Below are 21,898 nucleotides of genomic sequence, written 5' to 3' on the forward strand. Positions count from 1 at the left end.
AGCTAAGGAGTGGTTATGCAGCATTTGATTTTTGTCTACGGGACGTTACGTAAGGGAGAGTACAACCATCATTATTTGAGCTCGGCTCAATTTCTTGGTTTACATGAAACGGACGCCCAATTTTCGCTCTACGATGTAGGCTCGTACCCAGCGCTGTCAGAAGGGCAGCGCTCAATCCAAGGCGAAGTTTATCTGATTGATGATGATACTTTGGTGGCGCTCGATAAGCTTGAAGACGTACCTGTCGAATATCGTAGAGAGAGCATTGCAACGCCATTTGGCCAAGCGTGGATTTACTTGTATCAAGACACGGAGCAGCTTACGGAAGAAATAGCGTCTGGCGATTGGTGTCAAAGGGTGTGAACTATACTTAAGTAACCATCGTAAGAACGTTGTCGAGATTTAAAAACGTTTCTAAACACGTTAGAAAACGACAAGTCAGAAAAGTAAGGAGTGATGATGAGAGTGTTAATAATTGGCGCGATGATGATGCTTCTGTCTGCTTGTGCGCAAACCACCTTACCAGCTTCAACCAGTGTGACAGATTGGCAGGCGTTCGGGAAACAGTCTGCCTTAGATGGATTACGAGAGTTGTCAAAAGAGCGGATAGCCAAGTTGGATGGCACTAACCATGCAACGCCAGAACTGATCATGGCCTACCAAAACGGTTATCAAGAAGGTAAGCAAGAGTATTGTGAGCAAAGTGCCTATATGCTGGGTGTGGTTGGACGACCGTATTTCGGAATCTGCGATGACGTTGACCCGTTCTTCCAACACGATTATGACGCTGGTCGTATGTCCTCCGCAGGAGCTCCTATTTAAGGCAAGCGTTTAGGTTAGAAAGCAAAAGAGCTGCACTTTGCAGCTCTTTTTGTATTCGGGGTTGACGTTTACGCTTATTTGTTTTGCGCACGTTCGTAAGATTGTAGAATCTCTGCTTTTGCCGCTTCTACATCTGCCCAGCCATCAACTTTCACCCACTTTCCTGATTCCAACTCTTTGTAGCGCTCAAAGAAATGCGTGATTTGCGCTTTTAGCAACTCAGGAATGTCGCCCACATCTTGAATGTGTTCATACTCTTTAGAGATTTTAGAGTGCGGTACGGCAACGACTTTGGCATCTTCGCCCGATTCATCCGTCATCTTCAAAACGCCAACAGGTCGGCAGCGAATAACAGAGCCAGGCATGAGTGGGTATGGCGTTGGGACAAGGACATCTACTGGGTCACCATCAAGCGAAAGTGTGTTGTTCACGTAACCGTAGTTACATGGGTAAAACATTGGCGCAGACATGAAACGGTCGACAAATACAGCACCAGAGTCTTTATCTACTTCGTATTTGATAGGGTCTGCATTGGCAGGGATTTCGATAACGACGTAAATATCTTCAGGTAGCGATTTACCTGCTGGTACATGGTTTAGGCTCATTTGAATATTCCTTTTCATTGAGGATGAGTAGCCAGAAGATCGCCCTCATCTATGATTAATTCGCATTTCACTTTAGCGACAAAAACGCGGCAGGTAAACACCTGCCGCGTTGGACAAAGGTCTGAGATTATTCTTCGTCGCGGTGCAGTTCAAGGAACTCTTCAACTTTGCGAACCATGTTCTTCGAACCCACAAAGAAAGGTACACGCTGGTGTAGCTCAGTCGGTTTGATGTCCATGATGCGATTCACGCCATCTGATGCAATGCCGCCCGCTTGTTCGATGAGAAATGCCATTGGGTTGCATTCGTAAAGCAGGCGAAGTTTGCCTTGTGGGTGACTTTGCGTACTTGGGTAAAGGTAGATGCCACCTTTAAGCAGGTTGCGATGGAAATCCGCCACCAAAGAACCAATGTAGCGAGAGGTGTATGGACGACCGTCTTCAGGCACATTCTCTTGGCAGTATTTGATGTACTTTTTCACACCTTGTGGGAAACGAATGTAGTTACCTTCGTTGATGGAGTAGATCTTACCATCTTCAGGAATCATCATGTTTTCATGAGATAGGCAGAAGCTGCCGATGGATGGGTCGTAAGTAAAGCCGTTTACGCCGTTACCTGTGGTGTACACCAACATAGTTGATGAACCGTAAATTACGTAACCTGCTGCAACTTGCTTATGACCTGGCTGAAGGAAATCTTCTTCTGTCGCGGGTGTGCCAATAGGCGAAACACGGCGATAAATAGAGAAGATGGTACCGACAGACACGTTTACGTCGATATTTGAAGAACCATCAAGTGGGTCCATCAATACAACATACTTTGCGTTTTGGTTGAGTTCTTTGTTGAACGCAACCGCTTCATCTTCTTCTTCACTGGCAACGCCACAAACTTGGTCACGAGCTTCAAGCGCCGCTTTAAATTTGTCGTTCGCGTACACGTCTAGCTTTTGCTGCGCTTCGCCTTGGACATTTTCCGTGCCGACAGCGCCAGTGATATCACCAAGACCTGCTGCGTTGATTTCACGGTTAACGATTTTTGCAGCTAAACGAATGGATGCTAAAAGAGATGAGAGATCACCGCTAGCGTGGGGGAAATCCGCTTGTTTTTCAACAATGAATTCGCCTAGGGTGCGCATTCCTGACATGGTTAATCCTTACATTTACATTTCATTGGGGGTGTTGCGCAACGGGCATCTCTTTATGGATGTTAAACGTTTGCGCTAGATGTAATTTTAAGTCGTGGATCTTTTTAATGGTAATGAAGTAACTGTCTGAGATCTCAATTTATTTGTCTGCTCAAATCAGGGATTCATTCGCAGGTCAGAGCGCTGTACAGTCTCTGTTCAACCTTGTCATATTTGTGAAAGGGACTGCAAGAAGAAGGCTAAAGTCACTCGCTTTTCTGGTCGTTATCGCGATAATGAAGGCATCAAAGAACGCATTACAAGGTTTAGTTTATGCACATTCATATCTTGGGTATCTGTGGCACGTTTATGGGCGGCGCAGCAATTTTAGCGCGTCAATTAGGGCATAAAGTGACGGGTTCTGATGCCAATGTTTACCCACCGATGAGCACATTGCTAGAGTCTCAAGGTATTGAAATTATTGAAGGCTTCGACCCGTCTCAACTCGATCCTCAACCTGACCTTGTGGTGATTGGTAACGCGATGAGCCGTGGCAATCCGTGTGTTGAGCATGTACTTAATAGCAACATGCGTTACACCTCAGGACCACAATGGCTGAACGAATTTTTACTGTATGACCGTTGGGTGCTGGCTGTCTCCGGCACACACGGCAAAACGACCACTTCGAGCATGCTGGCGTGGATACTCGAAGACTGTGGTTACCAACCTGGTTTCCTCGTTGGTGGCGTGTTGGGTAACTTCGGTGTGTCGGCTCGTTTGGGCGAAAGCATGTTTTTTGTCGTTGAAGCGGACGAATATGACAGTGCTTTTTTCGATAAGCGTTCTAAGTTTGTGCATTACCATCCTCGCACTTTAATCATGAACAACCTTGAGTTCGATCATGCTGACATCTTCGATGATCTAGAAGCGATCAAGCGTCAATTCCATCATTTAGTACGAACGGTACCGGGCAATGGTTTGATCTTAGCGCCGAAGCAGGATCAAGCTTTGACGGATGTATTAGAGCGTGGCTGCTGGACGGAAAAACAGTTCTCTGGTGAGGATGGTGACTGGCAAGCGCACAAATTAGTGCTTGATGGCTCAAAATTTGACGTTGCTTTGCAAGGCGAGAAGGTCGGTACCGTCGAATGGGATTTAGTGGGTGACCACAATGTGGATAATGCACTGATGGCGATCGCTGCCGCACGACACGTTGGCGTAACGCCAGAACTTGCTTGTCAGGCGTTGGGGCGTTTTATCAACACTAAGCGTCGTTTAGAGCTCAAAGGTGAAGAACAAGGCATCACGGTTTACGATGATTTCGCGCATCACCCTACGGCAATTGAACTGACACTGGGCGGTTTGCGTAACAAAGTGGGTGAAAAACGTATCCTTGCTGTATTGGAACCTCGCTCTGCCACCATGAAGCGTGGTGTTCATAAGAATACTCTCGCGGTTTCGCTACACAGCGCAGATGAAGTGTTCTTATTCCAGCCAGACAACATCGAATGGTCGGTGCAAGACATTGCTGAACAATGCAAGCAGCCAGCGTTTGTCGATGCCGATATAGATAACTTTGTGGCTAAAATTGTCGAACGTGCTCAGCATGGAGACCAAATTCTGGTAATGAGTAACGGTGGCTTTGGTGGTATTCACGGAAAACTTCTTGAGCAGTTAAAACTAAAAGCCTGATTGATATGCACAACAAAATACAACCCTCTCAGAAAAAAGCCATCACGTTGGCATTAACGGGTGCCTCAGGTGCTCCTTATGGCCTTCGTCTTTTAGAATGTTTGGTCGCGGCGGATTATCATGTCTACGTTCTGATTTCTTCGGCGGCTCGCGTTGTGATGGCAACCGAACACAACCTTAAGCTGCCAAGTGGGCCAGACGCCGCAAAGCAAGCGCTGGTGGAACATCTCAACTGTGATCCAAATAACATCACTGTTTGTGGTAAAGATGACTGGTTCTCACCGGTAGCGTCTGGCTCAGCGGCACCAAAGCAAATGGTGGTTTGCCCATGTTCAGCAGGAAGTGTTGCGGCGATCGCGCATGGTATGTCGGACAACTTGATCGAACGGGCGGCTGATGTGGTAATGAAAGAACGCGGGCAACTGTTGCTCGTGGTTCGTGAAACGCCATTTTCAACGCTACATCTGGAGAACATGCACAAGCTATCGCAAATGGGCGTCACCATCATGCCAGCGGCTCCGGGCTTCTACCATCAGCCAAAGAGCATTGAAGACTTAGTGGATTTTATGGTGGCGAGAATTCTCGACCACTTGGGTATTGAGCAAGGTTTAGTGCCTCGTTGGGGCTATGACCAGCGCTCGTGAGCTGATTGTGTAACCACTCAAATACCTTTACAATCCATCCAACTCATCGGGGAGCAAACCCATTTTGCATTGAGTCAATCAATGCATTTGGGCGCTGAGACCTAAGTGTTTTACTAGGGACCCGTATTACCTGAACCAGATAATGCTGGCGTAGGAATTGAGTCTGGATATTGGAAATCCTTAATAGCCGCCTCAAACCCTGTGCCGCTCAACTTATTTCTCTGAAATACTCATGGAGAGCGAGCAGTGAAAACCACTCTAAATCTGATTGCCTTAGCTGCAATCACCTCTACTTCAGCGTTTGCCGCTGAAAACACATTAACCATCTATACCTACGACTCTTTTGCCGCAGATTGGGGGCCGGGTCCTAAAATCGAGCAAGCTTTTGAAGCAAAATGTGGCTGTGACGTTAACTTCGTAGCGTTGGACGATGGTGTGTCGATCCTGAATCGTCTTCGTCTTGAAGGCGGTAATAGCAAAGCCGACATCGTGTTAGGTTTGGATAACAACCTGATGGCAGAAGCGAAGAAAACCGGTCTGCTTACCGAGCACAATGTGGATACGGCCAACACAGTGTTACCAAACGGTTGGAGCGATACGACGTTTGTACCGTACGATTACGGCTACTTCGCGTTTGTGTACAACAAAGAGAAACTGGCTAATCCACCGAAAAGCATGAAAGAGCTGGTGGAAACGCGCGACGATTTGAAAGTGATTTATCAAGATCCGCGTACGTCAACGCCGGGCCAAGGCTTGATGCTGTGGATGAAATCCATTTATGGCGACGATGTGACGCAAGCGTGGCAGAAGCTAGCAAGCAAAACCGTAACGGTCACGAAAGGTTGGTCTGAGGCGTATTCTATGTTCCTTAACGGCGAGTCGGACTTAGTGCTTTCTTACACCACATCACCAGCGTACCACTTAATTGCGGAAAACGATTCAAAGTTTGCGACGGCGAATTTTGCTGAAGGCCACTACATGCAAGTTGAAGTAGCCGCCAAAGTGAAAGGGTCAAAAAATTCAGAACTTGCTGATCAGTTTATGAATTTCATTTTAAGTGATGAGTTCCAATCAGCGATGCCAACGGGCAATTGGATGTACCCAGTTACTGACGTTGAGTTACCTAAAGGTTTTGAAACCTTGAGCGTTCCAAGCAAGTCGTTGAGCTTTAGTGCTGATGAAGTGGCAAAAATGCGTAAGTCTTGGATTCGCGAATGGCAAAGTGCACTGACGTTTTAGCTGACGTTTCCACCCTCATCTGAATGAGATAGGTTTTACCTTTGAATTCTGTTCCAAAAATAGGTTTAGGGGTCGCGATGATCATCGCGACCTTTGTTATTTCTGCCCTAGGTGCTTTGATTGTTCAAGCCCCTTCACTTGATGTGTCTGCGGTATGGGACGACCCGTATTATCAACATGTCACCAAGTTCAGCTTTTACCAAGCTTTTCTTTCCACATTGCTCAGTGTTGGTTTTGCCATTCCAGTTGCGCACGCGCTTTCGCGTCGCCAATTTTGGGGTAAATCATTACTGCTTAAGCTATTTGTATCGACACTGGTTTTGCCGGTTTTGGTTGGTGTTTTTGGGCTATTAGCGATTTATGGCAATAGCGGTTTGTTAGCGCAATGGCTGCAAGGTTTCGACACCAAACTTCCATTTTCTATTTATGGTTTGAATGGCATCTTACTTGCCCATGTGTTCTTTAATTTACCTTACGCGGCACGCTTGCTGCTGCAAGCCTTGGAGTCTATCCCTGCTGAGCAACACAAGCTGTGTGCGCATCTTGGTATGAGCCATTGGGATAAGTTTCGCTGGGTGGAATGGCCGCGTTTAAGGCAGCAACTTCCTCACGCTTGTGGCTTGGTATTTATGTTGTGCTTCACCAGTTTTGCCACTGTGATGGCGCTGGGTGGCGGGCCAAAATCCACCACTATTGAGCTAGCCATCTATCAAGCGATTAAGTTTGATTTTGATTTGCAAGCTGGTGCGTTATTAGCGTTGTGGCAGATGCTGTTGTGTGGACTACTTGCGATTGGAGTACAGAAGTTAACAAAGCCTGTTGCTATCAGTGCTGGCAGCACATCGGTACAGCAATTTTTAACGAAGGATCATGGGTGGTCAAAAGCTTGGGATAGCTTTTGGATCATAGGTGCCTTTTTACTGGTGATACCGCCGTTACTGATGGTGTTACTGAGTGGTATCAACCAACAAGTTTGGACGGTGTTAACCGATGAACGTTTTTGGTCTGCGTTATCTAACTCGCTCAAAGTTGCAGGGTTAGCCAGTGCGCTTGCGGTCGCTGCGGGAGTGTCTATATTGTTGACCAGTCGCCGTTGGCGTTTGCAGTATAAAAACACGCGAGCCGATCAGATAGAGTTAGTCGGTACCATTATTCTAGTGACGCCGGGGCTGGTGATTAGCACTGGCCTATTCTTACTACTGCGATCATTTACCGATGTTTTTAGCTTGGCGTTTTTTGTCGTGATTTTGGTGAATGGTTTGATGGCTTTGCCTTACGTGATCAAAACGCTAGCGCAACCGATGCTGCACATTGAGCAACAGTATCAGTATGTATGTGCCAGCTTAGGCATGCGTGGCTGGCAACGATTTAAAGTGGTGGAGTGGCAGGCGCTGCGCAAGCCGTTTGCACATGCGTTTGCGATCAGCTTTATGTTTGCAATAGGGGATTTAAGCGCGATAGCGCTGTTTGGTGGACAAGAATTTCGTACCTTACCTCTGTATTTGTTCCAGTTGCTTGGCAGTTATCAGATGGACGCCGCTGCAGTGGTGTCCGTGACGTTATTGTTGTTGAGTGTGGGCTGTTTTGCCTTGATAGAGAAAGTATTGAAAGCGAAGGAGAAAGCATAATGCTAGTGTTGGATGATGTGCAGTACACCTACCAACGTGAACTGTTTCGTTTTGAGTTGAGCATTGAACGTGGTCAGATTGTATCGTTGATGGGGCCGAGTGGGGCAGGGAAATCAACCTTGCTGGCTCTGGTTGCAGGATTTATCCATCCTGACCAAGGTGACATTCGGGTTGATGGTGAGTCGATTGTGCGCAAAGAGCCTTATCAGCGTCCTTTCTCCATGCTGTTCCAAGAGCATAACTTGTTTTCTCACTTGTCGGTGCGTGACAACATTGGCTTAGGTTTACACCCGGGACTAAAGCTCACGGTAGACCAAAAGCGTCAGGTTGAACAAGCTGCGCAGCAAGTTGGCGTTGCAGAGTACCTCGACCGTTTGCCTGAGCACCTTTCTGGAGGGCAGCGTCAACGTGTTGCCTTAGCGCGTTGTTTTGTTCAGCCTCATTCCATGTGGCTGTTGGATGAGCCTTTCTCGGCACTTGATCCAGTGTTGCGTGAAGAGATGCTGAGCTTGGTAAAAAAACTGGCTGCGGAGCGCGGAATTACCGTGTTGATGGTTACGCATCATCTTAGTGATGCCAAAGCGATTGCGAGTCACTTTGCCTTTGTTGCTAACGGAAAAGTAGAAGCGGTGGGTGAGATTGATGCCCTGACTGCCGAGCATCCCAGCAAGACCCTACAGGCCTTCGTTCGTGCTGCTGGATAATGATGAGAGATACAAAAAAGGTTGATGCGAGCATCAACCTTTTTTTCTTGCGTGGCCGTAAGCTTAACCTTGCGGCTTCACTACCATCACGTTGATTGGAGAATATTCCACAACTTTACTTGCAACAGAACCAAGCATCACTTTGTTAATTTTCGAACGCTTGTGACTTGGCATGATAATAAGGTCTGCGCCCAAACGCTCGGCGTAATCAAGAATTGTTGCGTAAGCTTTGCCTTCGGCAACGTGCACTTTGTAAATCACTTCATCATCAATGTGCTCGCTGGCAAATGCTTTTAGCTGCTGCTTCACATCTTGCTTCATTTTCGCCGCTGCGTCTTTTGGGAAGTAAGTGGCGACCATCGACATGTGAATACCTGGCAAAACAGTGAGCAGGTGGATTTCTGCGTTTGCTTGTTTTGCTTGCCACACCGCCAGTTCAACCGCTCGGTCTGAGAAGCCTTGGTCATTTAGATCAACCGGAACAAGAATTTGTTTATACATTCAATGTCTCTCACTAAGGCCCCAGATCCGCGGGGCCAAATCGGTTATGCGCTCAGTTGTTCCTTGCGAGCACGACGTTTTTGGTTCATGGCAAGTACCAGCAGAAGAATCAAGCAAGGTACAAATACCCATTCTTTCATTGGACGATCCGCGTCTTGAACGACCCATTTGATTTCCCAATCAAAGTCGATACCAGATGACTCCGCAGGGCTACCAAATTCAACCATGTCGACGACCATTTTGCCGTCGTTCTCAGTCAGCATCAGACCCATTGAAGAGATACGCTCTTCAGCCGTCGTTGCTCTGTCTTCGAATGGCAGACGTACCGTTTTCTCGACGTATTCGCCTTCGAGGTTTTGTCCGGCAACACGTAACTCAATGGATTCTCCTACATTTAGGTTTTCCGTGATTTGAGCTATCTCAACCCCAGGAGAAAGAACTTTCGCTGGGTATAACATGTCCCACCAAAAACCAGGTCGGAAGAATGAGAAAGTTAATACTAATAATAGGACGGTTTCCCACCACTTGTTACGAGTCAGCCACCATCCCTGCGTAGCGGCAGAGAAGATCAGCATCGCAATGATGGAAGAGATTACCGTGAGTGCTAAATGCCACCAAGAATCGATACCCATCAACAATAATTGGGTATTGAAAACAAACATGAATGGCAGAATGGCGGTTCTAATATCGTAGGTAAAGCCTTGGATACCGGTGCGAATTGGATCGGACTTCGCGATTGCTGCAGCGGCAAAGGCAGCCAGACCGACCGGTGGTGTATCATCGGCGAGAATACCGAAATAGAACACGAACAAGTGCACCGCAATCAGTGGAATGATAAGACCGTGCGCTGCGCCGAGCGTTACGATGACTGGTGCCATTAGCGTTGATACTACAATGTAGTTTGCTGTGGTAGGCAGACCCATACCGAGAATCAGACTGATAACCGCAGTAAACAGCAGCATTAGGATGACACTACCGCCAGAGATAAACTCAACAAAGTCCGTCATCACCAAGCCGATACCAGTTAGCGTCACAACGCCAACAACCGTACCTGCCGCCGCAGTTGCGACACCGATACCGATCATGTTGCGAGCACCAGCCACCAAGCTTTCAGCGAGATCGACAAAACCCTCTTTGGTTTGTTGTACTAGGTCGCCTTCTTTCGCAAGTAACGCCATCAGAGGGCGTTGTGTTAGCAAAATGAAGACCATAAAGACGGTCGCCCAAAATGCTGATAAGCCAGGTGAGAAGCGCTCTACTGTTAAACACCAAACCAGTACCACGATAGGTAGCAGGTAGTGTAAGCCAGACTTCACTGTAGGACCCGGATCTGGCACTTCAGTCAGCTCCGCATCAATCTCAATTGCGCCATCTTTCATGTGGTTCGCAGAAATTTTTACGAGGCCGACGTAGGCGATGAGTAGCGCGATCGTTACTATCGTAGTCGCTGCGTCGCCAAAGACATCTTTCGTCCAACCTACACCGTAGTACACCAAAGCGCTGATTACACACAGACCTAAAATGGTAGCCGTGAATGAAAGTAGGCTTTGCAGTAACGTTGGATTATGACGACGAGGTAAGCCAGTCATGCCCGCTTTACATGCTTCAAGGTGAACGATGTAAATCAACGCGATGTAGGAAATCAGCGCTGGAAGTAATGCCGCTTTGATAACCTCTACGTAAGAAATCCCAACGTATTCCACCATCAAAAACGCTGCCGCGCCCATGATTGGCGGGGTGAGCTGACCATTGGTTGACGCTGCCACTTCAACGGCACCCGCTTTTGTGCCCGGGAAGCCGACTCGTTTCATCAATGGAATGGTAAAAGTACCCGTGGTTACGACGTTTGCGATCGATGAGCCTGAAACCAGACCCGATAGACCAGATGCGACAACGGCGGCTTTAGCTGGGCCACCTTTCATGTGACCAAGTAGAGAAAACGCGACTTTAATGAAGTAAGCACCTGCACCCGCACGTTCTAGCATCGCGCCAAACAGTACAAACAAGAATACGAAAGAAGTGGATACACCTAAAGCAACACCAAATACCCCTTCGGTGGTTAGCCACAGATGCGACATCGCTTTACCTAAGCTTGCGCCTTTGTGGGCTATGACATCTGGCATGTATGGGCCAGCAAACGTGTAAGTCAGGAACACGGCGGCCACAACCATTAGCGGAGGCCCTAATGCACGACGAGTCGCTTCAAGTAGCAATATCATGCCAACGACCGCAACCACAATATCGGCAGTGGTGGGAGCGCCGGAACGTCCTGCGAGTTCGGTGTAGAAAAGGTAGATATAGGCAGCTGAAAAACTACCCGATAACGCGAGAATCCAATCCACAAGAGGAATGTGATCACGCGGAGAGTTCTTCATTGCTGGATAAGCAGTGAAGGCCAAAAATATCGCGAAAGTGAGGTGAATCGCTCGCGCTTCAGTGTCATTCAGTACGCCAAAATTGAAAATAAATGGTAGCGGGGAGGCGTACCATAATTGAAATAGTGACCAACACAGAGGGACTAACCAAAGGATTCGTCCTTGCACTCCCGAAGGGTTACGTGCGCCCGTGTCTGCTTGAGCCACCATTTCTTGCACATCTTGAGACGGAGTCTTATTCGTCGCCATGTACTTTTTCCTTATTATTGATGGTCCTGTCCGTTCTTCTATCGAGAACCACACTTCGCCTTTATCAGTGTAGTGAATGGAGCGAAGTTTGCTTTCGAGTATTCCGCTGCCGAATCACAAAGCAAGAGTACCGAGTGCTTTGTTGGCGGCGTTAAAGTGTTTTCTTGGGTATTGAGTGCGCAGTTCTAAGAAAAACTGGCAAATGAACAAAGCATGCTGGTTCAACGTGCTACAACCAGCATACTCAATCAGGCAGAAAACCATCTTTTTCTGCCTGAGATTGAAATAAGTGAGTGCTTACTTAATTAGACCCACTTCTTTGTAGTATTTTTCTGCACCTGGGTGAAGAGGGATAGAAATACCTGCTTTCACCATGTCTTCTTTTTTCAGGTTAGCAAAAGCTGGATGCAGACGTTTGAAGGTGTCGAAGTTCTCGAACACGGCTTTAGCAACGTTGTATGCAACTTCATCAGAAACATCAGCTGTTGTTACCATTGTTGCTGCAACACCAAAGCTCTTCACGTCTTTATCTGTACCACGGTACATACCAGCCGGCACTGTGCTGAATGCGTAGTACGGGTTGTCTGCGACGATCTTGTCGATCTTAGGACCAGTTGCAGGCACTAGCTTCGCATCACATGATGTTGTTGCTTCTTTGATTGAACCGTTTGGATGGCCAACCATGTAGATGAACGCATCAATTTTGTTGTCACAAAGTGCTTGAGAACGCTCTGAGCCTTTTAGCTCTGAAGCAAGTTTGAAGCTGTCATTTGTCCAGCCCATTGCTTCCATTACTACGCCCATTGTCGCGCGGTCACCAGAACCTGGGTTACCGATGTTGACACGCTTACCTGCTAGGTCTTGAACGTTTTCGATGCCAGAGTCAGCACGTGCGATGATGTTGAAAGGTTCAGTATGAAGAGAGAACATTGCACGCAGTTTTTTGTACGGGCCTTGTTCCGCAAACTTGCTCGTACCGTTGTAGCCGTGGTACTGCCAATCCGATTGCACGATACCAAAATCTAATTCGCCTGCACGGATAGTGTTAACGTTGTAAATTGAGCCACCAGTTGATTCTACTGAACAACGGATGTTGTGGTCTTTACGACCTTTATTTACCAACTTACAGATAGCACCACCAGTAGGGTAGTAAACACCAGTTACAGAGCCAGTACCGATAGTAATAAACTCTTGAGCGTTAACTGCGCCTGCGCCCATTACAGCTGCAGCGATAGCGCCTACTTTGAGAAGTTTGTTAAATGCCATGAATTTCCCTTCCTTATATTCATTATTTACCCGGAAATAACCATAAATCACTTCTGGAGTTTCCTATTTGGAAACGGCATCTTTTCCAATCCAATTGTTTGAAAAAGCGAGCAAATCATAACAAAAAATTGGCAGAAAATTATCCGAATGTTAAATGTTATAGCGAATAAGTCTAAAGCTTGCGACAGGGTATGGTGATTGATCTTTGATTTAATTCTTTTTATAACAGTTAGTTAGGTGTGAATAAGGCAAGATGGTGAAAAAGATCAATTGCGTGATATTAATCACAAAAGTGGTGAGTAAAAAGTAGTCGCATGAAGCAATTTGTTTACATAAATAATGGGCTACAAAATAGTACTTCTTTCATAGCCCACAAAGAGTTACTTAAACCAATGTTCGTCGGTCTCAGCCTGTGTACTCGAATAGCTCACATACAGACTTGAACAATTGTTCAGTTGATACTGGCATTGTAGGGGTAATAAAAATGGTATCGTCACCCGCTACTACGCCAAGAATACCCTCGGATTTACCTAACGAGTCGAGTAGGCGAGCAATAAGCTGTGCTGCGCCAGGACCTGTGTGAATGACAACCAATGCCGCATTGTGATCGATGTCTAAAACCAGTTCACGTAGAGAGCTGCTTACTGTTGGTACGCCCAGCTCAGCCGGTAGGCAGTACACCATTTCCATTTTTGCGTTACGAGTACGAACAGCACCAAACTTGGTCAGCATACGTGAAACTTTAGATTGGTTAATGCTTTCAAAGCCTTGCTGCTTGAGTGCGTCAACAATTTCACCCTGTGAGCCAAAGCTCTCTTCTTTTAGCAGGGCTTTAAAGGCGCGGACTAGGTTATCTTGTTTCTCTGAATTGCGCATAGTCATTATGATTCTCTTAGTACGTGTCAGCAATTTTGCATATTCTCGCATATATATTCATGCAGTGCCAAAAAGTCCCGGCATTCTGTTAGTTTCATCACTGTAAACCATAAACAGAACAGGATTCTTTAAGGTAATTCAACCAGTCTCGTTTTGTCCTGTTGAATTTCTTGTCATTTCAACAGAATAAAAGAATAATCCAACCTTCATTTGTAGCACGACAACAGCGAGTTGCGCGAGGTCGCAAAGCTGGCGTTAATTGATTGTAATCAAGTTGTGATTCCGATAGCTTATTTCAGTTGGTTACAAACTACCCTACGAATACGTTTATAAGAGAAATACTCTCAAGGAGAACTACATGAAAGTAGCCGTTATTGGTGCCGCTGGTGGCATCGGTCAAGCCCTTGCCCTTCTGCTTAAGAACCGTCTTCCTGCTGGTTCTGATTTAGCCCTATACGATATTGCTCCAGTTACGCCTGGCGTAGCAGCAGATCTTAGCCACATTCCAACACCAGTATCGATCAAAGGTTACGCTGGTGAAGATCCAACTCCTGCGCTAGAAGGTGCAGATGTAGTTCTTATCTCTGCGGGTGTTGCTCGTAAGCCGGGCATGGATCGTGCGGATCTGTTCAATGTAAACGCTGGTATTGTGAAATCACTCGCTGAAAAGATTGCGGTTGTTTGTCCTAAAGCATGTGTAGGTATCATCACTAACCCAGTGAACACAACAGTGCCAATCGCTGCTGAAGTTCTGAAGAAAGCGGGCGTTTACGACAAGCGTCGCCTATTCGGTATTACCACTCTAGACGTGATCCGTTCAGAAACGTTTGTTGCTGAGCTAAAAGGCAAAGATCCTAGCGATATCCGTGTACCAGTTATCGGTGGTCACTCTGGCGTGACAATTCTTCCTCTTCTTTCTCAAGTAGAAGGTGTAGAGTTTACTGCTGAAGAAGTAGAAGCTCTGACTAAGCGTATTCAAAACGCGGGCACAGAAGTTGTTGAAGCAAAAGCGGGTGGCGGTAGTGCGACACTTTCTATGGGCCAAGCGGCTTGTCGTTTCGGTCTAGCACTTGTGCGAGCTCTTCAAGGTGAAGAAGGCGTTGTTGAGTGTGCTTACGTTGAAGGTGATAGCGAGCACGCACCTTACTTTGCACAACCAGTGAAGTTGGGCAAAGAAGGCGTAGAAGAAGTACTAAGCTACGGCGAATTGAGCGACTTCGAAAAAGCGGCGCTAGATGGAATGCTAGAAACGCTAAATGGCGACATCAACATTGGTGTTGAATTCGCTAAATAATCTCTATAACGCGAATTAAGAAGAAAGCCGATCTTAGGATCGGCTTTTTTGATCTTTTTGCTCTGAATTACGTATCACAAGCGAACCAAAACAACATTGTTAAGGAGAAGATGATGGAAGCAAGTCGAATCCGAAAAGGCATGGTTGTTGAGTGCCAAGAAGGCGTCGGTACGATTTTGGTTGTCGACCGTGAAGCAGAGACCGTTTTGTTATCCAAGCAAGGCTCAGATCAACAGATAGCAGTGAGTTTTGATGAGATAGAGGACGATCCACAGCTGCACGGTGGAAGCGAACGATACTATTAGTCAGAGTCGTTGAAATTGTCTAGAGCTGAGACGAAAAAGGAAGAGCGAAATGCTCTTCCTTTTGTGTTTCTTGCTAAAGGGTCTGATGGTGCTAGCGGGTGCTAGCGGGTGCTAGCGGGTGCTAGCGGGTGCGTTTTACCGCAACATGAGCCAGCGTGATAAGCGCTTCTTTGTATTCTGATTCTGGTAGTACTTCCAGTTCAGCGATCGCCTTATCTGCTTCTTCTAACGCTTTCTGCGTAGTGTATTCTAACGAACCAGCCTCTTTCATAACGGTTAGGATTTCATCTAAGCGTTCCATGCCATTGGCTTTTTCAATCGCTTCGCGAATCATCAGCGCATTTTCTGGCGTCGTATTACGCATTGCATGCAACAGAGGCAGAGTCGGTTTTCCTTCAGCCAAATCATCACCAACGTTTTTGCCCATGTCTTCGCCATCGGATGTGTAGTCCATCACATCATCAATAAGCTGGAATGCAGTGCCTAGGTATTTACCATAATTCTGCAGAGCCAATTCAACGTGCTCTGGAGCATCATTTAAGATCGCGCCAATTTGCGTTGCAGACTCGAACAAGCGTGCAGTCTTTGAGTAGATGACTTGCATGTAGCTTTCTTCGGTCGTGTCAGGATCGTTACAGTTCATCAACTGTTGAACTTCACCTTCGGCGATCACATTTACTGCATTACTCATTAGTTGAAGGATCTTCATGGATCCTAGCTCAGTCATCATCTGAAATGAGCGAGTGTAAATAAAGTCCCCAACAAGTACGCTCGCGGCATTACCAAACGCAGCATTCGCTGTCGCTTTTCCACGGCGCATATCTGATTCGTCCACGACATCATCGTGCAGCAAAGTTGCTGTATGGATGAACTCGATAAACGCCGCTGCCATCGTATGGCCAGTGCCTTGGTACCCCAATGCACGTGCTGACAATATTGCCAGTAACGGTCGTAGACGTTTGCCTCCACCACTCACGATATAGAAACCGAGCTGGTTGATTAAAGAGACATCAGAATTTAGTTGGGCTTGAATTGTTTCATTCACTTTTGCCATGTCATCGGCAGTAAGCGCTTGGATAGTTTTAAAATCCATCGTATATCCGGCTGAAGTTAGACCCTGCAAGGCTTATTCGATTTATATAATTGTCGAATAATACACTAAAAAACGTTGATTAATACATTACTAAAGGGCATGATTGCCGCACTTTTCTTTGGCGATTAGCTTTTCGCCAATTTTTTCAAAATATGGCTTGTCATAGGGGCATCTCTTCTGTAGAATCTGCGCCCTATTGATGATTAGTTTAGCGCACACCCTCATGAAAAGGCTGTGCGGAAAAAGCGGAGTAAAATATGTACGCTGTTTTCCAATCTGGTGGTAAACAACACCGTGTAAGCGAAGGTCAAACTCTTCGTTTAGAGAAATTAGACGTTGAAACTGGTGCAACTGTAGAATTTGATAAAGTTCTTCTTGTTGCTAACGGCGAAGACATCAAAGTTGGTGCTCCTCTTGTAGAGGGCGGCAAAATTGTTGCTGAAGTTGTACAACACGGTCGTGGCGATAAAGTTAAAATCGTTAAGTTCCGTCGTCGTAAGCACTCTCGTAAGCAACAGGGTCACCGTCAGTGGTTCACTGAAGTGAAGATCACTGGTATCAACGCTTAATCTATTAGGAGAGTTTAACAATGGCACACAAAAAAGCTGGTGGTTCTACTCGTAACGGCCGCGATTCAGAAAGCAAACGTCTAGGTGTTAAGCGTTTCGGTGGTGAATCTGTACTTGCAGGTAACATCATCGTTCGTCAACGTGGTACTAAGTTCCACGCTGGTAACAACGTAGGTATCGGTAAAGACCACACTCTATTCGCTCTTACTGAAGGTAAAGTGAAGTTCGAAGTGAAAGGTCCTAAGAACCGTAAGTTTGTAAGCATCGAAGCTGAGTAATTAGGTTTTTACCAAGTTACTTAATAGCTTTAAGCTGAATTCAAAAGCCCTGCCGAATCGGCGGGGTTTTTTATTTATGGCAGTCGATATATCGAAGTTTCTCGTTAGAATCCGAGGCGATTTGAATCTGGGAGCTTAGATCTGTCATCTGCTAAAATTGTCGGATGACACAGTAGATTTAATCCACGCACGAAGTAGTCGGAGTAAAAGATGAAGTTCGTAGATGAAGCGGTAGTAAAAGTTCAGGCTGGTGATGGCGGTAGCGGCGTTGTCAGTTTCTGGCGTGAAAAATTCATCACTAAAGGTGGCCCTGACGGCGGTGATGGTGGTGACGGCGGTGATGTTTACATCCAAGCTGATGAAAACCTAAATACCCTAATTGATTACCGTTTCCAGCGCTTCTACGAAGCGGAGCGTGGTGAAAACGGTCGCGGTGGTAACTGTACTGGTAAACGTGGTAAAGACATTGTTCTTCGTGTACCAGTGGGTACTCGCGCAGTGGATATCCACACTAACGAAATTGTTGCAGAAGTTGCTGAGCACGGTAAGAAAGTGATGGTCGCGAAAGGCGGTTGGCACGGTCTTGGTAACACGCGTTTCAAATCTTCAGTAAACCGAGCGCCTCGTCAAAGAACGCTAGGTACGAAAGGTGAAATTCGTGAAATCCGTCTTGAGCTACTGCTGTTGGCGGACGTTGGTATGCTTGGCTTGCCAAACGCAGGTAAATCGACGTTTATTCGCGCGGTATCAGCGGCAAAACCAAAAGTAGCAGACTACCCGTTTACCACGTTAATCCCAAGCTTGGGTGTGGTGAGTGTTGTTCCTGAAAAGAGCTTTGTGGTTGCTGACATCCCGGGGCTTATCGAAGGGGCTGCTGATGGTGCGGGTTTAGGTATTCGTTTCTTGAAACACCTAGAACGTTGCCGAGTGTTGCTGCACATGATTGATATCATGCCGATTGATCAGTCTGATCCTGTACAAAATGCACTAACCATCATTGATGAGCTAGAGCAATACAGTGAAAAACTGGCAAGCAAACCTCGCTGGTTGGTGTTCAACAAAGTTGATTTGATGCCTGAAGAAGAAGCGAATGAGAAGATCCAAGAGATCTTGGATGCGCTAGGTTGGGAAGACGAGTACTTCAAGATCTCTGCGATCAACCGTTCTGGCACCAAAGAGCTTTGTTACAAGCTGGCTGACTTTATGGAAAACCTACCTCGCGAAGAGGAAGAAGTGGCTGAAGAAGATAAAGTTAACTTCATGTGGGATGATTACCATAAAGATGCAATGGCAGGAAAAGACGTTGTTACTGAAGATGACGATGACTGGGATGATTGGGATGACGAAGAAGATGACGGTCACGTTGTCTACGTTCGTGACTAATTGTTCTCTCCAAGCGATGTCTTGCTAGAAAATTTAATAAAGCCGCAAAATCTATTGCGGCTTTTTTTGTATCTAAATCATATTTAGATGATGTGATTTGCGGCACAATAGTGGCTTCGCGTGATAATTCGGGACTGTTTGGGTTCCTTCACGTGAGAGTAAGCAACACCCTAAAAGGACTTAGACCTATCTATGAATCTAGAAACCATACCGTCTGGAGAGTTGACGGTATCTAACCAACGCTCCATTTCTCGACTTGTCGCTCAAGCCGGACAAATGCTGTTGGCCCATGGCGCAGAAAGTACGCTTGTGTGCGATATCATGCGTCGTATTGGCTTAGCTTGTGGCGTGCATGAAGTGGCTGTAGCCCTCTCAGCCAATGCCTTGGTTGTCACGACCGTAATGGATGGACACTGCATCACCACTACTCGAAGCTGTGCCGATCGTGGCATCAACATGCGCGTTATTACGCAAATTCAACGCATCTGTATCATGATGGAGCGCGGGTTACTCGATGCAGCCATGGCGCAGAAAAAACTGAATACCATCAGCCCAGAACGGTACAATCGCTGGCTAGTGGTGCTTATGATTGGCTTATCATGCGCGGCATTCAGCCATTTAGCAGGTGGCGATTGGGGCGTATTTATTATGACCTTCTTGGCCTCGGCTGGTGGCATGATCGTGCGCCAAGAGATTGGCCATCGTCACTTCAATCCATTACTTAACTTTGCTGCTACCGCATTTGTAACTACGTTGATTTCTGCTCAAGCTGAAATTTACCAAATTGGTAATTTACCAACCGTAGCGATGGCATCGTCGGTATTGATGTTGGTGCCTGGTTTTCCACTGATTAATTCGGTAGCAGACATGCTAAAAGGTCACATTAATATGGGTATTGCTCGGTTTGTAATGGCCAGTTTGCTGACGTTAGCAACGTGTTTGGGCATTGTGGCGGCAATGAGTGTAACTGGTATTTGGGGGTGGGCAATTTAATGAATATTTTTGATTTAACGCTCGGTTTGCTCAATGACATGTTTTTTGCAGCCATCCCTGCAGTCGGCTTTGCGTTGGTGTTTAATGTGCCACAGCGAGCTTTGATCTATTGCGCGGTAGGTGGTGCGATTGGTCACGGAAGCCGTTACTTGATGATGCAGTTTGGAGTACCGATTGAGTGGGCGACCTTCTTCGCTGCCACCTTGGTTGGCATGATAGGGGTTCATTGGTCTCACCGCTTTTTGGCTCATCCAAAAGTGTTTACTGTCGCTGCATTGATACCTATGGTGCCGGGCGTTTTTGCTTACAAAGCGATGATTGCGATGGTGGAGATTAACCATTTGGGTTACTCGCCAGAGTTAATTGCGACCTGCATGGAGAACTTTCTTAAAGCCATGTTTATTATTGCTGGTCTAGCAGTTGGCCTCGCAGTTCCTGGGCTGTTATTCTACCGCCGCAGACCGATAGTATAAGGACCCGACATGATCATTAGTATGATTGCCGCGATGGCAGACAACCGCGTTATTGGCAAAGATAATCAAATGCCTTGGCATCTTCCTGCGGATTTTGCTTGGTTTAAACGTTGTACGATGGGGAAGCCCGTCGTAATGGGAAGAAAGACTTACGATTCAATTGGTCGCCCTTTGCCAGGACGTTTGAATATTGTCATTAGCCGAGATGAATCATTGAGTATTGAAGGCGTTACGACGGTGACTTCAGTTGAAAAAGCGTTAGAGGCTGCAGGTGATGTTGAAGAAGTAATGATCATTGGTGGCGGTGCTATCTATGCTTCTTGTTTAGCGATGGCAAATAAACTGTACGTCACACATATTGATGCTGTAGTTGAAGGTGACACCCAGTTCCCAGACTGGGGTAATGAGTTCAAAGAGACATATTCTGAAACCTACCAAGCGGATGAGAAAAACGCTTACAACATGCGTTTTACGATTTTAGAAAAGCAATAGTTAGAAAAGTCTCTCGAAGCAGAATAGAAAAAAGCACCGTAACCACGGTGCTTTTTGTTTTTGGAGTAACGATCTAGTGATTAATCGAGAGCGTCTTGGGTAAAGAGTTGTTTGTCTTCCCAACGGATCATCGTCAGCGAACCACCCCAGACACAACCTGTATCGAGTCCAATGACTTTTTCATCGATATAGCCCTGCAATGCTGCCCAGTGGCCGAATAACACTGTTTTTTCTAACGGTATGCGGTGCGGCAGTTCAAACCAAGGTACCAATTGGTCACCTGTGACTTCTTGCGGAGGCAGTTTGCAGTCCATATCTAAACGACCATCAGAAAAGCAGAAACGCATTCTTGTAAAGGCATTGATGATATAGCGATAGCGATCCAGCCCTTCCAGTGAGTCATCCCAAAGATCTGGTAAGTTGCTGTACATGTTTTTTAGCAACCACGGCAACTCTTCGCCTTGGATAATATGTTCTACTTCGCGAGCGCATTGTCTGGCTGTTTCTAAATCCCATTGCGGTGAGATACCCGCATGACACATCACAAACTCGTCGTGCTCTGCCAGAAGAGGTTGTTTAGCTAGCCAAGAGAGCAGTTCTTCGCGGTCTTTAGCGAGGAAAATAGGGGTCGTTTTATCTTTGTCTTTTCGCTTTTTCAGGCCGTAGGATACTGCCAGTAAATGCAAGTCATGATTGCCGAGTACGACTTTTGCGCTGTCACCGAGTGACTTTACGAAGCGCAGTGTTTCGAGTGATTTCGGGCCGCGAGCCACCAAATCTCCTGCGAGCCAAAGTTGGTCATGTTGAGTGGAAAAGTTGACGCGCTTGAGTAGCTGCTGTAGTTCGTCAAAACAGCCTTGGATGTCACCAACGATATAGGTAGCCACTGAATCTCCAATCTTATTAATTTAAAACGTTCGGAATCGCTAAACGAAATGGCTCAATTTCAGTGATGAATTCCTGGCCTTTTTCATCCAGCATTTTGTAGTGTCCTTGCATGACACCAACAGGCGTTTCTAACGCGGTACCACTGCTGTAAGTGTATTCATCGTTGCTTGGAATAAACGGCTGCTGCCCAACAACACCTTCTCCCTCTACCGTCATTTGTTTACCGTTGGAATCGGTAATCAACCATCGGCGACTTATGAGCTGCACTGTCTGCTGGCTGAGGTTTTTAATGGTAATGACGTAGGCGAAAACAAAGCGTTGTAGCTCTGGATTGGATTGTTCTTCGATGTATTTGGTGTGAACTTGAATCTTGATGCAGGGTTGAATGACGTCCATGTGCACTCCT

24 protein-coding genes and 1 riboswitch are annotated in these 21,898 nt (G+C 46.4%); of the genes, 15 read left to right on the plus strand and 9 right to left on the minus strand.

Annotated features, from left to right (window positions below):
• Window positions 1-15 precede the first annotated feature (15 nt).
• Both BIW15_RS12125 and BIW15_RS12130 read left to right on the plus strand, forming a co-directional pair.
• Window positions 16-363, plus strand: coding sequence for a gamma-glutamylcyclotransferase (locus BIW15_RS12125; protein WP_005454676.1), 348 nt, complete (start codon window positions 16-18; stop codon window positions 361-363).
• 96 nt (window positions 364-459) lie between these two features.
• Window positions 460-822 carry a DUF2799 domain-containing protein gene (locus BIW15_RS12130; protein ID WP_015296185.1) on the plus strand — a complete coding sequence of 121 codons (363 nt, stop codon included), beginning with the start codon at window positions 460-462 and terminating at the stop codon, window positions 820-822.
• Window positions 823-896: 74 nt separating this feature from the next.
• Here BIW15_RS12130 and ppa read toward each other — a convergent pair whose 3' ends face one another.
• Entirely contained in the window at window positions 897-1,427 is a 531-nt protein-coding gene (gene ppa / locus BIW15_RS12135) for an inorganic diphosphatase (RefSeq protein WP_005454643.1), read from the minus strand.
• A 127-nt stretch (window positions 1,428-1,554) separates the two neighbouring features.
• A complete protein-coding gene (fbp, locus tag BIW15_RS12140; protein ID WP_005454699.1) occupies window positions 1,555-2,571 on the minus strand; it encodes a class 1 fructose-bisphosphatase in 1,017 nt (338 codons plus the stop codon).
• 312 nt (window positions 2,572-2,883) lie between these two features.
• Here fbp and mpl point away from each other — a divergent pair, with 312 nt between their 5' ends.
• The 5 genes from mpl (at window position 2,884) to thiQ (ending at window position 8,457) form a co-directional block, all read left to right on the plus strand.
• Window positions 2,884-4,242 (plus strand): UDP-N-acetylmuramate:L-alanyl-gamma-D-glutamyl-meso-diaminopimelate ligase, encoded by a 1,359-nt coding sequence (gene mpl, locus BIW15_RS12145; protein ID WP_077281113.1) that lies wholly within the window; start codon window positions 2,884-2,886, stop codon window positions 4,240-4,242.
• Between the two features lie 5 nt (window positions 4,243-4,247).
• Window positions 4,248-4,886: a flavin prenyltransferase UbiX gene (locus BIW15_RS12150; RefSeq protein ID WP_005489583.1), complete on the plus strand. Its 639-nt coding sequence runs from the start codon at window positions 4,248-4,250 to the stop codon at window positions 4,884-4,886.
• A gap of 37 nt (window positions 4,887-4,923) precedes the next feature.
• Window positions 4,924-5,060, plus strand: a riboswitch (TPP riboswitch).
• Between the two features lie 72 nt (window positions 5,061-5,132).
• Window positions 5,133-6,125 carry a thiamine ABC transporter substrate binding subunit gene (gene thiB / locus BIW15_RS12155; protein ID WP_017449020.1) on the plus strand — a complete coding sequence of 331 codons (993 nt, stop codon included), beginning with the start codon at window positions 5,133-5,135 and terminating at the stop codon, window positions 6,123-6,125.
• A gap of 41 nt (window positions 6,126-6,166) precedes the next feature.
• A complete protein-coding gene (gene thiP / locus BIW15_RS12160; protein ID WP_077281114.1) occupies window positions 6,167-7,753 on the plus strand; it encodes a thiamine/thiamine pyrophosphate ABC transporter permease ThiP in 1,587 nt (528 codons plus the stop codon).
• Window positions 7,753-8,457, plus strand: a complete 705-nt coding sequence (gene thiQ, locus BIW15_RS12165) for a thiamine ABC transporter ATP-binding protein (RefSeq protein ID WP_023584999.1) — start codon at window positions 7,753-7,755, stop codon at window positions 8,455-8,457. Before thiP ends, thiQ begins: the two co-directional genes overlap by 1 nt.
• Before the next feature lie 63 nt (window positions 8,458-8,520).
• Here the strand turns inward: thiQ and BIW15_RS12170 are convergent, their stop codons facing one another.
• The 4 genes from BIW15_RS12170 to argR all read right to left on the minus strand — a co-directional run bounded on the left by BIW15_RS12170 (window position 8,521) and on the right by argR (window position 13,724).
• Window positions 8,521-8,958 carry a universal stress protein gene (locus BIW15_RS12170; protein WP_005454686.1) on the minus strand — a complete coding sequence of 146 codons (438 nt, stop codon included), beginning with the start codon at window positions 8,956-8,958 and terminating at the stop codon, window positions 8,521-8,523.
• Between the two features lie 44 nt (window positions 8,959-9,002).
• On the minus strand, window positions 9,003-11,582 hold the full coding sequence (locus tag BIW15_RS12175; RefSeq protein WP_005496973.1) for a TRAP transporter permease: 2,580 nt from the start codon (window positions 11,580-11,582) through the stop codon (window positions 9,003-9,005).
• Between the two features lie 297 nt (window positions 11,583-11,879).
• Window positions 11,880-12,848, minus strand: coding sequence for a TAXI family TRAP transporter solute-binding subunit (locus BIW15_RS12185; RefSeq protein WP_005489477.1), 969 nt, complete (start codon window positions 12,846-12,848; stop codon window positions 11,880-11,882).
• A gap of 405 nt (window positions 12,849-13,253) precedes the next feature.
• Window positions 13,254-13,724, minus strand: coding sequence for a transcriptional regulator ArgR (argR, locus tag BIW15_RS12195; protein WP_005430583.1), 471 nt, complete (start codon window positions 13,722-13,724; stop codon window positions 13,254-13,256).
• 358 nt (window positions 13,725-14,082) lie between these two features.
• Between argR and mdh the strand changes: the two genes are divergently transcribed.
• Both mdh and BIW15_RS12205 read left to right on the plus strand, forming a co-directional pair.
• On the plus strand, window positions 14,083-15,018 hold the full coding sequence (gene mdh / locus BIW15_RS12200; protein ID WP_005454639.1) for a malate dehydrogenase: 936 nt from the start codon (window positions 14,083-14,085) through the stop codon (window positions 15,016-15,018).
• A 113-nt stretch (window positions 15,019-15,131) separates the two neighbouring features.
• The gene (locus tag BIW15_RS12205; protein ID WP_005479653.1) at window positions 15,132-15,323 is read left to right on the plus strand and encodes a hypothetical protein; all 192 of its coding nucleotides are present in this window, start codon (window positions 15,132-15,134) and stop codon (window positions 15,321-15,323) included.
• A gap of 121 nt (window positions 15,324-15,444) precedes the next feature.
• On the opposite strand, the gene ispB is transcribed toward BIW15_RS12205, so the two are convergent.
• Complete coding sequence (gene ispB, locus BIW15_RS12210) at window positions 15,445-16,416, minus strand: octaprenyl diphosphate synthase (RefSeq protein ID WP_025627606.1); 972 nt, start codon at window positions 16,414-16,416, stop codon at window positions 15,445-15,447.
• Between the two features lie 257 nt (window positions 16,417-16,673).
• On the opposite strand from ispB, the gene rplU reads away from it, so the two are divergent.
• The 6 genes from rplU to folA all read left to right on the plus strand — a co-directional run bounded on the left by rplU (window position 16,674) and on the right by folA (window position 20,604).
• Window positions 16,674-16,985, plus strand: a complete 312-nt coding sequence (gene rplU / locus BIW15_RS12215) for a 50S ribosomal protein L21 (RefSeq protein ID WP_005383096.1) — start codon at window positions 16,674-16,676, stop codon at window positions 16,983-16,985.
• 20 nt (window positions 16,986-17,005) lie between these two features.
• Window positions 17,006-17,263 carry a 50S ribosomal protein L27 gene (gene rpmA / locus BIW15_RS12220; protein ID WP_005383095.1) on the plus strand — a complete coding sequence of 86 codons (258 nt, stop codon included), beginning with the start codon at window positions 17,006-17,008 and terminating at the stop codon, window positions 17,261-17,263.
• Between the two features lie 210 nt (window positions 17,264-17,473).
• A complete protein-coding gene (cgtA, locus tag BIW15_RS12225) occupies window positions 17,474-18,646 on the plus strand; it encodes an Obg family GTPase CgtA (RefSeq protein ID WP_005489537.1) in 1,173 nt (390 codons plus the stop codon).
• 192 nt (window positions 18,647-18,838) lie between these two features.
• The gene (locus tag BIW15_RS12230) at window positions 18,839-19,639 is read left to right on the plus strand and encodes a threonine/serine exporter family protein (RefSeq protein WP_005459610.1); all 801 of its coding nucleotides are present in this window, start codon (window positions 18,839-18,841) and stop codon (window positions 19,637-19,639) included.
• Window positions 19,639-20,112 (plus strand): threonine/serine exporter family protein, encoded by a 474-nt coding sequence (locus tag BIW15_RS12235; RefSeq protein WP_005459611.1) that lies wholly within the window; start codon window positions 19,639-19,641, stop codon window positions 20,110-20,112. Before BIW15_RS12230 ends, BIW15_RS12235 begins: the two co-directional genes overlap by 1 nt.
• Window positions 20,113-20,121: 9 nt before the next feature.
• Complete coding sequence (folA, locus tag BIW15_RS12240; RefSeq protein ID WP_005459612.1) at window positions 20,122-20,604, plus strand: type 3 dihydrofolate reductase; 483 nt, start codon at window positions 20,122-20,124, stop codon at window positions 20,602-20,604.
• An 80-nt stretch (window positions 20,605-20,684) separates the two neighbouring features.
• Here folA and apaH read toward each other — a convergent pair whose 3' ends face one another.
• Window positions 20,685-21,491: a bis(5'-nucleosyl)-tetraphosphatase (symmetrical) ApaH gene (gene apaH, locus BIW15_RS12245; protein ID WP_017449023.1), complete on the minus strand. Its 807-nt coding sequence runs from the start codon at window positions 21,489-21,491 to the stop codon at window positions 20,685-20,687.
• A gap of 16 nt (window positions 21,492-21,507) precedes the next feature.
• Window positions 21,508-21,888 carry a Co2+/Mg2+ efflux protein ApaG gene (apaG, locus tag BIW15_RS12250; RefSeq protein ID WP_005459620.1) on the minus strand — a complete coding sequence of 127 codons (381 nt, stop codon included), beginning with the start codon at window positions 21,886-21,888 and terminating at the stop codon, window positions 21,508-21,510.
• Window positions 21,889-21,898: the final 10 nt, after the last annotated feature.

Origin of the sequence: Vibrio sp. SALL6, from assembly GCF_002002385.1 — a bacterium.
Classification (GTDB): domain Bacteria; phylum Pseudomonadota; class Gammaproteobacteria; order Enterobacterales; family Vibrionaceae; genus Vibrio; species Vibrio parahaemolyticus.

Excerpts from the sequence above, each read along its gene's own strand:
- BIW15_RS12125 (WP_005454676.1), top strand. The coding sequence starts at position 16 with ATGCAGCATTTGATTTTTGTCTACGGGACGTTACGTAAGGGAGAGTAC.
- BIW15_RS12130 (WP_015296185.1), top strand. The coding sequence starts at position 460 with ATGAGAGTGTTAATAATTGGCGCGATGATGATGCTTCTGTCTGCTTGT.
- ppa (WP_005454643.1), bottom strand. The coding sequence starts at position 1,427 with ATGAGCCTAAACCATGTACCAGCAGGTAAATCGCTACCTGAAGATATT.
- fbp (WP_005454699.1), bottom strand. The coding sequence starts at position 2,571 with ATGTCAGGAATGCGCACCCTAGGCGAATTCATTGTTGAAAAACAAGCG.
- mpl (WP_077281113.1), top strand. The coding sequence starts at position 2,884 with ATGCACATTCATATCTTGGGTATCTGTGGCACGTTTATGGGCGGCGCA.
- BIW15_RS12150 (WP_005489583.1), top strand. The coding sequence starts at position 4,248 with ATGCACAACAAAATACAACCCTCTCAGAAAAAAGCCATCACGTTGGCA.
- thiQ (WP_023584999.1), top strand. The coding sequence starts at position 7,753 with ATGCTAGTGTTGGATGATGTGCAGTACACCTACCAACGTGAACTGTTT.
- BIW15_RS12170 (WP_005454686.1), bottom strand. The coding sequence starts at position 8,958 with ATGTATAAACAAATTCTTGTTCCGGTTGATCTAAATGACCAAGGCTTC.
- BIW15_RS12175 (WP_005496973.1), bottom strand. The coding sequence starts at position 11,582 with ATGGCGACGAATAAGACTCCGTCTCAAGATGTGCAAGAAATGGTGGCT.
- BIW15_RS12185 (WP_005489477.1), bottom strand. The coding sequence starts at position 12,848 with ATGGCATTTAACAAACTTCTCAAAGTAGGCGCTATCGCTGCAGCTGTA.
- argR (WP_005430583.1), bottom strand. The coding sequence starts at position 13,724 with ATGCGCAATTCAGAGAAACAAGATAACCTAGTCCGCGCCTTTAAAGCC.
- mdh (WP_005454639.1), top strand. The coding sequence starts at position 14,083 with ATGAAAGTAGCCGTTATTGGTGCCGCTGGTGGCATCGGTCAAGCCCTT.
- BIW15_RS12205 (WP_005479653.1), top strand. The coding sequence starts at position 15,132 with ATGGAAGCAAGTCGAATCCGAAAAGGCATGGTTGTTGAGTGCCAAGAA.
- ispB (WP_025627606.1), bottom strand. The coding sequence starts at position 16,416 with ATGGATTTTAAAACTATCCAAGCGCTTACTGCCGATGACATGGCAAAA.
- rplU (WP_005383096.1), top strand. The coding sequence starts at position 16,674 with ATGTACGCTGTTTTCCAATCTGGTGGTAAACAACACCGTGTAAGCGAA.
- rpmA (WP_005383095.1), top strand. The coding sequence starts at position 17,006 with ATGGCACACAAAAAAGCTGGTGGTTCTACTCGTAACGGCCGCGATTCA.
- cgtA (WP_005489537.1), top strand. The coding sequence starts at position 17,474 with ATGAAGTTCGTAGATGAAGCGGTAGTAAAAGTTCAGGCTGGTGATGGC.
- BIW15_RS12230 (WP_005459610.1), top strand. The coding sequence starts at position 18,839 with ATGAATCTAGAAACCATACCGTCTGGAGAGTTGACGGTATCTAACCAA.
- BIW15_RS12235 (WP_005459611.1), top strand. The coding sequence starts at position 19,639 with ATGAATATTTTTGATTTAACGCTCGGTTTGCTCAATGACATGTTTTTT.
- folA (WP_005459612.1), top strand. The coding sequence starts at position 20,122 with ATGATCATTAGTATGATTGCCGCGATGGCAGACAACCGCGTTATTGGC.
- apaG (WP_005459620.1), bottom strand. The coding sequence starts at position 21,888 with ATGGACGTCATTCAACCCTGCATCAAGATTCAAGTTCACACCAAATAC.